Raw genomic sequence first — 8,836 nt, 5'->3', positions numbered from 1 at the left:
GGGCGGCGGATGCGGCCCGGTGCGCGGCGTATGCAACTTCCATGGCAAATCTGATGATCTGTCAGATGTCTGTGCTGTTGGGCGCCTCGGGTGCGGGGCGGGCCCGGCGTGGGCGCGGGGTGCGGCTTCCGGCCGGTCCGGTCCGGGTCTAGCGTCACCGGCGCGGCCGCACCCGCTCTCTTTCACAGGAGAAACCCACATGAACCGTCCGCCCGCCCCGTGCCGAACGGGGCCAGTGCACCGCGGCCGGATACGCCGCGTCCTGTGTTACGCCGCCGTACTGGCCTTCGGGTCGACCGGCGCCGGGGCCGTCGGCGCCGCGGCCGCGCACGCCGCGACCGCCCTGCCCGACACCCCCGGTTACAGCCTCCCGCTCGCGCTGCAGGAGTCGCTGTACTTCTACGACGCCCAGAAGTCCGGCCCGGCGCGCACCGACGGCGACCAGCCGCTGGACTGGCGCGGCGACTCCGAGCCGAGCGACTCCTGCGTGCCGCTGCAGCCCAAGTCCTCCACGGTACCCGACGGAGTGAACCTGACCGCGGCGTTCATCGCCGCGAACAAGTCCGTGCTCGACCCGAACAACACCGGCTGCCTCAACCTCTCCGGCGGCTTCCACGATGCCGGCGACCACGTGAAATTCGGCCTGCCGCAGACCTACGCCGCCTCCGTGCTCGGCTGGGGCATGTACGAGTTCCCCCAGGCCTACTCGGCCACCGGCACCTGGGCGCACGGCCTGGACGAGATGAAGTGGGACAGCGACTACTTCCTGCGCTCGACCTTCCTCAACTCCTCCGGCCAGGTCGTCGCGTTCGCCTACCAGGTCGGCGACGGCTCGATCGACCACGACTACTGGGGCCCGTCCGAGTTGCAGAGCGCGACGACGTACCCGCGCCCGGCCTACCTGGCCACCTCGCAGACCCCGGCCGCGGACCAGACCGCGAGCGCTGCGGCGGCGCTGGCCGTCGAGTCGCTGCTGACCGCATCCTCGAACTCCGCCTACTCGTCGGAGTGCCTCAAGTACGCCGAGGCGCTCTACGCCTTCTCCCTGGCCAATCCCGGCATCGGCTACTCAGGGGGCTTCTACAACTCGAGCGGCTACGTGGACAAGGAGGCGTGGGCGGCGGCGTGGCTCTACCTGGCCACCAACCAGGCGAGCTACCTCAACGCGATCGTCTCCACCGACGCGTCCGGCGACTACACCGGCTTCATCAGCAGCATCGTGTCGAACACGAACAACACGTGGCAGAACACGTGGGTGATGAACTGGGACACCCGCTGGGGCGGGGTGTTCAGCCTGATCGACCCGGTAGTCCAGGGCGATTCGGCGATCCCGGCGGTGGTGCAGCAACAGGTGCACTACTTCGACGTATGGCAGATCCAGTACTGGTCGCACGTCCCCCATACGGAGTCGTCCACCGACACGAACTTCATCGCCACCACTCCAGCCGGATTCTCCTATCTGACCTCGTGGGGGGCGGCGCGCTACAACACCGCCGCGCAGCTCGAGGCCTTGGTCTACCGGAAGAACTTCCCCAACGACGCGCAGAGCGTGCTGTTCACGAACTGGGCGATGGGCCAGATGAACTACCTCATGGGTGACAACCCGGCGGACTGGTCCTACATCGTCGGCTTCGGCAGCACCACTCCGGGCGTGGGCAGCGAGGTCGGGGGCACCGCCACGGCCGCCTCGCACCCGCACCACGGCGACGCGCAGGGATCCCTGACCAACAGCCAGAGCGATCCGCCCACCGACAAACACGTCCTGTGGGGAGCACTGGTCGGCGGCCCGAGCAGCACCGACGAGCCCGACGACGTCACCACCGACTTCGTGCTCAACGAAGTCGCCGTCGACTACAACGCGGCGTTCGTCGGCGCGCTGGCAGGCCTCTACCAGTACTACGGCCAGAGCCAGGCGATGACGAGCTTCACCCCGCCGGCCGAGGCGGCGCAGACCCCGTACTACGCCACTGCCGCCCTCAACCAGGACAGCAGCCAGGGCACGCAGCTCACGGTCACCGTCAACAACGTCGCGTCGCAGCCCCCGCACCTGCAGACCGGCATGAGCGCGCGCGTCTACTTCGACATCAGTTCGCTCTATGCCGCGGGCCAGAACATCAGCGCGATCTCCACACCGGTGTACTACGACGCGGCGGGCCAGATCGACGGGAACGCCACCTCGATCAGCGCGCCGGTGCAATGGGGTGATGCGAACAGTTGCGTGTACTACACCACCATCAGCTGGACCAACGACGGCCTCGGGCTTCCACCGTCACGCGCGTTCGAGTTCGGCATCAACGCCGCGATCAACTCGAGTTACGGCTACTCCTGGAGTTCGGCCAAGTCGCCCAGCTTCACCGGCCTGGCCGCGGGAACGTACACCTCGTCGCCGGACCCGTACATCCCGGTCTACGTCAACGGCACCCTGGCCTACGGCCAGACCCCGTCGCTGACCGCGGACGAGGGCTGCGCACCGAGCAGCGGCGGCGGCACGGGCACGCCGCCGGCCACCGCGTCACTCACCGCGCAGTACGAGACGAGTACGACCTCGGCGACGACGTCCACGATCGGCAACCAGATCCAGCTGGTCAACAACGGCACCGCCGCGATCCCGCTGTCCGCCGTGACCGTGCGCTACTGGTTCACCGAGGACGGCACCGGCACGCTGACCTACGCCTGTGACTACGCCCCGGTCGGCTGCGCGAACGTGACCGGCACGTTCACCGCACTCGGCACCCCGGTGACCGGAGCCGACCACTATCTGCAGCTCTCGTTCGGCTCGGGCGCCGGCTCGTTGGCCCCCGGGGCGAGCACCGGCGGAATCCAGAACCGGATCTACCAGTCGAACTACGCGACCATGACGCAGACGAACGACTACTCGTTCAACGCCTCTGACGCGTCCTTCACCGCCAACCCGGACATCACCGTGTACTACAACGGCCAGTTGGTGTACGGAACCGAACCCTGACGAAGGCGCCCGGGCGGCGGCCGGTCCACTCCCGCCGCCCGGGCCGCGAAGGTCGGGTAGGGCCGGTGCGGCCCGGCGGACGGCTCAGCCGACGCCGGGCCACGCCTCGGCGAGCAGCGCGCGGGTCTCGCCGAGCAGCACCGGCATCGAGCGGGTGCGGCCGACCACCGGCATGAAGTTGGCGTCGCCGCTCCACCTGGGCACGATGTGCTGGTGCAGGTGGGCGGCGATGCCGGCGCCCGCCACCTCGCCCTGGTTGATGCCGAGGTTGAACCCCTGCGGGTTCGAGGCCTTGCGCACCGCCCGCATCGCGTCCTGGGTGAACGCGGTGAACTCGGCCGCCTCGTCGTCCGTCAGCTCGGTGTAGTCGGCGATGTGCCGGTACGGACACACCAGCAGGTGCCCCGGGTTGTACGGGTACAGATTCAGCACCGCGTAGACCAGCGTGCCGCGCGCCACGATCAGCGCGGCCGCGTCGTCGCCGAGATCGGGGATGCGACAGAACGGGCAGCCGTCCTCGGCCTTGGGCCCGGTCGGCTTGTTCTCCCCCAGGATGTAGGCCATCCGATGCGGGTTCCACAGCCTTTGCAGCCCGTCGGGTTCGCCGACTCCGTCGACCGGCAGCGCGTCGATCTGCTCCGCTTCCATGCGCTTAAGCCTATCGAGCGACCCCGCGCGCGCCTACCTCGGCCACGCACGCTTCAGCGCTACGGAGTACCGCTCACCGCGCCGCGCCGCGCCGCGCGGTGAACCGCTCCACCTCGTCCCGGGTCGGCAGCGACGGCTGCGCCCCGGCCCGGGTCGTGCTCAGCGCCGCCGCCGCGGCCGCGAACCTGGCCGCCCGCTCCAGCGTCTCGCCGTCGGCCAGCGCGCAGGCCAGCGCGCCGCAGAAGCAGTCGCCCGCGGCCGTGGTGTCCACCGCGTCGACCGGAAACGGCGGAATCAGGGTACTGGCGTCGCCCTCGACCAGCAGCGCCCCGGCCGAGCCGAGCGTGACCAGCACCGCCCCGGCCGACCCGCGCAGCCGGCGCGCGGCCGCCACCACCTCGGCCTCGCCGCCCAGCGCGTCGGGGGCGAGTCCGAGCAGCGCGGCGAGCTCCGAGCGGTTCGGCACCAGCACGTCCGTGCGCGACGGCAGCGGGTTGCCGCCCTCGCGCACCGGCGCCGGGTTGACCAGGACGATCCCGCCGGCCAGCCGGGCCGCCGCGTCGTTCGCCTCGTGCGGAACCTCCTGCTGCAGCACCGTGACCCGGGCCGCCGCCAGCACCTCGGCCGCCGCCGCGCAGTCGGCCGCGGACAGCCGCGCGTTCGCGCCCGGGCTGACGATGATCGTGTTCTCGGCCGCCTCGTCCACCGCGATCAGGGCCCGGCCGCTGGGCACCTGCTCGCTGCGCCGCACGTACTCGGTCGCCACGCCCTCCGCCGCCAGCGCTCCCAACAGCACGTCGCCCGCGTCGTCCGCGCCGACCCGCCCCACCATCGAGACCGGCCGTCCCAGCCGGGCCGCCGCCACCGCCTGGTTGCCGCCCTTGCCGCCGCAGTGCTGGGCCAGGTCGCCGCCGAGCACGGTCTGCCCGGGCACCGGGTGCCGCGCCACCGGTACCACCAGGTCCAGGTTGAGGCTTCCGACGACGGCGATCACAGTCTCGATCCTTCCCTTGAGGCTTCCGGCGATCCTTCCCTGACCGGGACCGTGGATCCGCGGGCCACCAGCGCCGGGGTGAGCCGCACCGCGCGGGCCGAGGCCTGCGGGCTCTCGATCCGCGCCAGCAGCATCCGCGCGGCCTCCGCGGCCAGTTCCCGGTTGGGCTGGCGCACGGTGGTGAGCGCGGGCGAGGTGAGTGTGGCCAGCGCGATGTCGTCGAAGCCGGTCACCGCGATCTGCCCGGGCACCTCGACGCCGAGCTCCCGCAGCCGCCGCAGCGCCCCGGCCGCGATCAGGTCATTGGCACACACGAGGGCGTCCGGGCGCAGCGCGGCGGGAGCCGTGACGGCCTTGCCCGCGGCGTGTTCGCCGAAGTCGATGGAGAAGTCGCCCAACTCGACCCGCCACAGGTCGGCGTGCCGGGCGGCCCATTCCTGGAACGCGGCCCGGCGCTCCACGCCAGCCGAGACCTCGCCCGCGGGCCCGAGGAACCACAGCCGCCGCCGCCCCTGCGCCCGCAGGTGGTCGAGCAGCAGCCGGATACCCGCCGCGTTGTCCACGGTCACGGCGTCCGCCTGCACCGAGTCGACGCAGCGGTCGAGCAGCACCACCGGCACCCGCGCGGCCGCCTTGGCGAGGGTGGGCACCGAGCGCTCCTGATCCACCGGAGCCACGATCAGCCCGTCCACCTGACGCGCGATCAGCAGCTCGACCCGCTCGGCCTCGAGCTCCGGATCGTCCGCGCTGTCGGCGAGCAGCAACGCACGGCCCTGATCGTGCAGCGCGTGCTCGACGGCCCGCATGAGCTCGGGGAAGAAGGGGTTGGTGATCTGCGGCAGGACCAGGCCCACGGTGCGGGTGCTGCGGCTGCGCAGCGCGCGGGCGACCTGGTTGGGCAGATACCCGAGCTCCCGCGCCGCCTCCTGCACCCGGCGGGCCAGCTCGGCCCCCACCGGACGGTCCCCGGCCAGCACCCGGGAGACGGTGGCGACCGAACAGCCCACCGCCTCCGCCACCTCTCGAAGGGTGGCCGGCCTGGCGTCCCTGCCCATGCTCACGTGCGCGGTCCGTTCTACTCGGGGCCGCCTCGTGGCGCCCCGTCGTTCATCTTCGCATCAAACTCGGCAATCGTTCTCTGCCGAGCTCACCGTCCCGCAGAGTTTGTCGGACATTGTGACATGAGCTGTCTCACACGGTGTGCCGGTTGACGTTGTAGGGTTCGAACTGACACCGTCGGATAACGATTTCCATACAAAGGCCGCCCGCGGCGACGGGCGCCGGTGGGGGACCCTGGGGGCACCTCGCCGGAGGAACCGAGGAGGTGGGCCCCGTGACCGGCCCGTTCGTGCTGGACTGCGATCCCGGACTGGACGACGCGCTCGCCCTGCAGTACGCCCTGGGCACCGGCCGCTATGACATCAAAGCCGTTACAGCCGTCGGAGGCAACGCCCCCGTCGAGCATACGTACCGCAACGCCCGCGCGCTGGTGAAACTCTTCGGTGTGGCCGAGCACATCCCGGTCCACCGCGGCGTGGGCGGCAAACTCTCCCGCCGGATCGAGCAGTCCGCCTCCTTCGCCTTCCACGGCGAAAGCGGCCTCGGCGACGAGAAGGTGGACGACTCGGGCGTGCCAGTGCAGTCCGAAAGCGCCGTCGACGCGCTGCTCAGGCTCTCGCACGAGTACGAGCACGAACTGATCGTCGTGGCCACCGGCCCCCTCACCAACATCGCCGCCGCCCTGATCCAGGACCCCGGCTTCGCCCACCGGATCGGCAAGCTCGTCTTCATGGGCGGAACGGTGCTGGAAAAGGGCAACGTCACCCCCACCGCCGAGTTCAACATCTGGCACGACCCCGAAGCCGCCGACCTGGTCGCCTCGAGCGGCGCGAACATGACGATGATCGGCCTGGACGTGACCCACAAGGCCAGGTTCACCCGAGACCACCTGGCCCGACTCGAACGCGCCGGCGAGCCGCTCGAGTTCACGGTGCGCATGCTGAAGTTCTACTTCGGCTCCTACAACCACTTCCACCGCACCGACTCCGTCCCCCTCCACGACCCCCTGGCCATCGGCGTCGCCCTGGACCAGGCCTTCGTCCAGACGGAGAAGGGCACCCTGTTCGTGGAGACCGCGAGCCCCCTGACCACCGGCCAGACCGTATTCCTGCACGAACACGACGCCCCCGGCACCAGCCTCCCCCCGCACCTCACCGCCCGCACCGAAACCAGCAACGCCCACGCGGCGTTGGACCTTGGTCCGAAGGACTTCATCGAGGAGTTCACGTCCGTGCTGGAGCAGTGGGGGCAATAGAGCGGAGGCGGGGGGGTGCCCCTATCTCTTTCGTCAAGTGGCGGGAGGGATGAAGGGTAGGTAGAACGTCCCGTTTCGGAGCATGGCGAAGATGACGTCGGAGCGTCGTCGGGCGAGGCAGATCAGGGCTTGGTTGTGTCTTTTGCCTTCGGCGATTTTCCGGTCGTAGTAGGCGCGGGAGGCCGGGTCGGCCAGGGAGGCGAACGCGGCGAGGAAGAAGGCCCGTTTGAGCAGCCGGTTTCCGCGTCGGGGTGGTGTCTCGCCGCGGATGGAGCTGCCGGAGCGGCGTGTGACGGGCGCCAGGCCGGCGTAGGCGGCGAGGTGGGCTGCGGTCGGGAACGCGCTGGCGTCGCCGATCTCTGCCAGGATGCGTGCTCCGGTCCTGGCCCCGATTCCCGGCATGGAGGTCAGGACCTGGGAAAGAGGGTGCGTATCGAGCAGCTCCTCGATATTCGCGGCGAGCTTCCTGCGCTGGTCCAGGACGGTGCGCAGCGAGGCGGCGAGGCTCGGCAGGATGATCGCTGCGGAGTTGGTGCCGGGCACCACCACGGTCTGCTCGCAGAGGGCGGCCAGGATCTCGGCCGCCAGGCGCCCGGCCATCCTCGGCGCGCCGGGGCGCAGCACCTCGGTGATCTCCTCCAGCCCGGCCTGCGCGATTGCGCCTGGTGAACCGTAGTGTTCGAGCAGGTCCAGGAGCGCAGGGTGGCGTATCCGCGGTCCGATGACGCGTTCGAGGTGCGGGTGGATCGCGGTGAGCAGGCCTCTGATGCGGTTGGAAGTGCGGGTCGCCTCGGCGGCCAGGTCGTCGTCGAAGCCCAGGAGCATGTGCAGCGCGGCGATGGTCTCATCGTCCGGTTCCAGGTCGCGCAGGGTGTGTGGCATGGTGCGGGCGGCATCGGCGATGATGTGGGCGTCGCGGGCGTCGGTCTTGGCCTCGCCCGGGTAGAGGTCGGCGATCCGGCGCATGGTCAATCCGGGCAGGTAGGCGACCAGGCATCCGGCGTCGCGGGCCACGGTCACCGGCAAGGCGCCGATCGAGGCGGGCTGGTCGACCACGACCAGGACCCGGCCGTGCTTGGCCAGCTTCGCGAACAGCGCCCGCAGCTTCGGTTCGCTGTTGGGCAGTGCCCGGTCGTACAGTCGCTTTCCGCCCGGGCTCAGCGCGGTGGCGTGGTGCTCGCCCTTGCCGACATCCAGGCCCAGGTAGACCGCGACGTCCTCGATCTCGATCACATGCCCTCCCGGCATGAGTCATCCGTCCCGGCCCCCAATGGCACCAGCGTGCCGGCATCCACGTTACGAAGGCCTGCCGAACCTGCACGGGTCGGCGGTCCAGCCCCTATCAGCGGTCTTGCCGGTGCCTCCGGGACCGGTGACAACACCCCCCGGATCATGCGTGCGACAGGGGGCAGAGAGTCATGCCGGACCCGGAGGCCGGGAACCCCATTGCGGGGCCGCCTAAACGGTAACGGGTAGCACGCGGGCGGGCGGTCGAGCGGTCCTCTGCTCGTCGGTCGGTCGGCCGGCCGGCCGGTCCGCCAGTCGGTTGGTCGGTTCGTCGGTTCGTCGGTCCGCCAGTCGATTGGTCGGTCTGGCGGCCTGTCCGTCAGTCCCTCGGTCGGCCTGTCGGTCGGGCGGGCGGTTGGGCAGTCGGGCGGTCCATCAGCCGGTCAGTCCATCTGTCCGTCGGCCGATCGGCCCATCCGTCGGTCCGTCAGTCCCTAGGTCGATCAGGTCTGGCCCATCCGTGTGATCCACACGCTCCGGCCATATCATCACGCACAGGGTTTGACCAGGTGAAATAGCCTCTACGCACTGGCGCAGAACCATCGTCGCCAGCGACCGTAGAGCCATGGCGCAAACCAGTGAACTCCTCTCCCCCGATGTCCGGGCCCTGATCACCCGGCAACGCGGC

The 8,836-nt window shown here is 70.4% G+C and carries 6 protein-coding genes; 2 read left to right on the top strand and 4 right to left on the bottom strand.

Annotated features, from left to right (window positions below; all coding sequences use genetic code 11):
* Window positions 1–199: 199 nt before the first annotated feature.
* A complete protein-coding gene (locus tag KDL01_RS36025) occupies window positions 200–2,965 on the top strand; it encodes a glycoside hydrolase family 9 protein (RefSeq protein ID WP_212533188.1) in 2,766 nt (921 codons plus the stop codon).
* A gap of 84 nt (window positions 2,966–3,049) precedes the next feature.
* Here KDL01_RS36025 and KDL01_RS36020 read toward each other — a convergent pair whose 3' ends face one another.
* The 3 genes from KDL01_RS36020 to KDL01_RS36010 all read right to left on the bottom strand — a co-directional run bounded on the left by KDL01_RS36020 (window position 3,050) and on the right by KDL01_RS36010 (window position 5,626).
* Entirely contained in the window at window positions 3,050–3,613 is a 564-nt protein-coding gene (locus tag KDL01_RS36020) for an HIT family protein (protein WP_212533187.1), read from the bottom strand.
* 73 nt (window positions 3,614–3,686) lie between these two features.
* Window positions 3,687–4,607: a ribokinase gene (gene rbsK, locus KDL01_RS36015; protein WP_212533186.1), complete on the bottom strand. Its 921-nt coding sequence runs from the start codon at window positions 4,605–4,607 to the stop codon at window positions 3,687–3,689.
* Window positions 4,604–5,626, bottom strand: a complete 1,023-nt coding sequence (locus tag KDL01_RS36010) for a LacI family DNA-binding transcriptional regulator (protein WP_212533185.1) — start codon at window positions 5,624–5,626, stop codon at window positions 4,604–4,606. The genes rbsK and KDL01_RS36010 overlap by 4 nt, the downstream gene beginning before the upstream one ends.
* Window positions 5,627–5,940: 314 nt before the next feature.
* On the opposite strand from KDL01_RS36010, the gene KDL01_RS36005 reads away from it, so the two are divergent.
* Window positions 5,941–6,921, top strand: a complete 981-nt coding sequence (locus tag KDL01_RS36005; protein ID WP_212533184.1) for a nucleoside hydrolase — start codon at window positions 5,941–5,943, stop codon at window positions 6,919–6,921.
* A 33-nt stretch (window positions 6,922–6,954) separates the two neighbouring features.
* Here the strand turns inward: KDL01_RS36005 and KDL01_RS36000 are convergent, their stop codons facing one another.
* A complete protein-coding gene (locus tag KDL01_RS36000) occupies window positions 6,955–8,169 on the bottom strand; it encodes an IS110 family RNA-guided transposase (RefSeq protein WP_212533183.1) in 1,215 nt (404 codons plus the stop codon).
* Window positions 8,170–8,836 lie beyond the last annotated feature (667 nt).

It is taken from the genome of Actinospica durhamensis (assembly GCF_018139695.1).
GTDB classification, from domain to species: domain Bacteria; phylum Actinomycetota; class Actinomycetes; order Streptomycetales; family Catenulisporaceae; genus Actinospica; species Actinospica durhamensis.
This window is presented reverse-complemented; position numbering and strand designations above follow the sequence as displayed.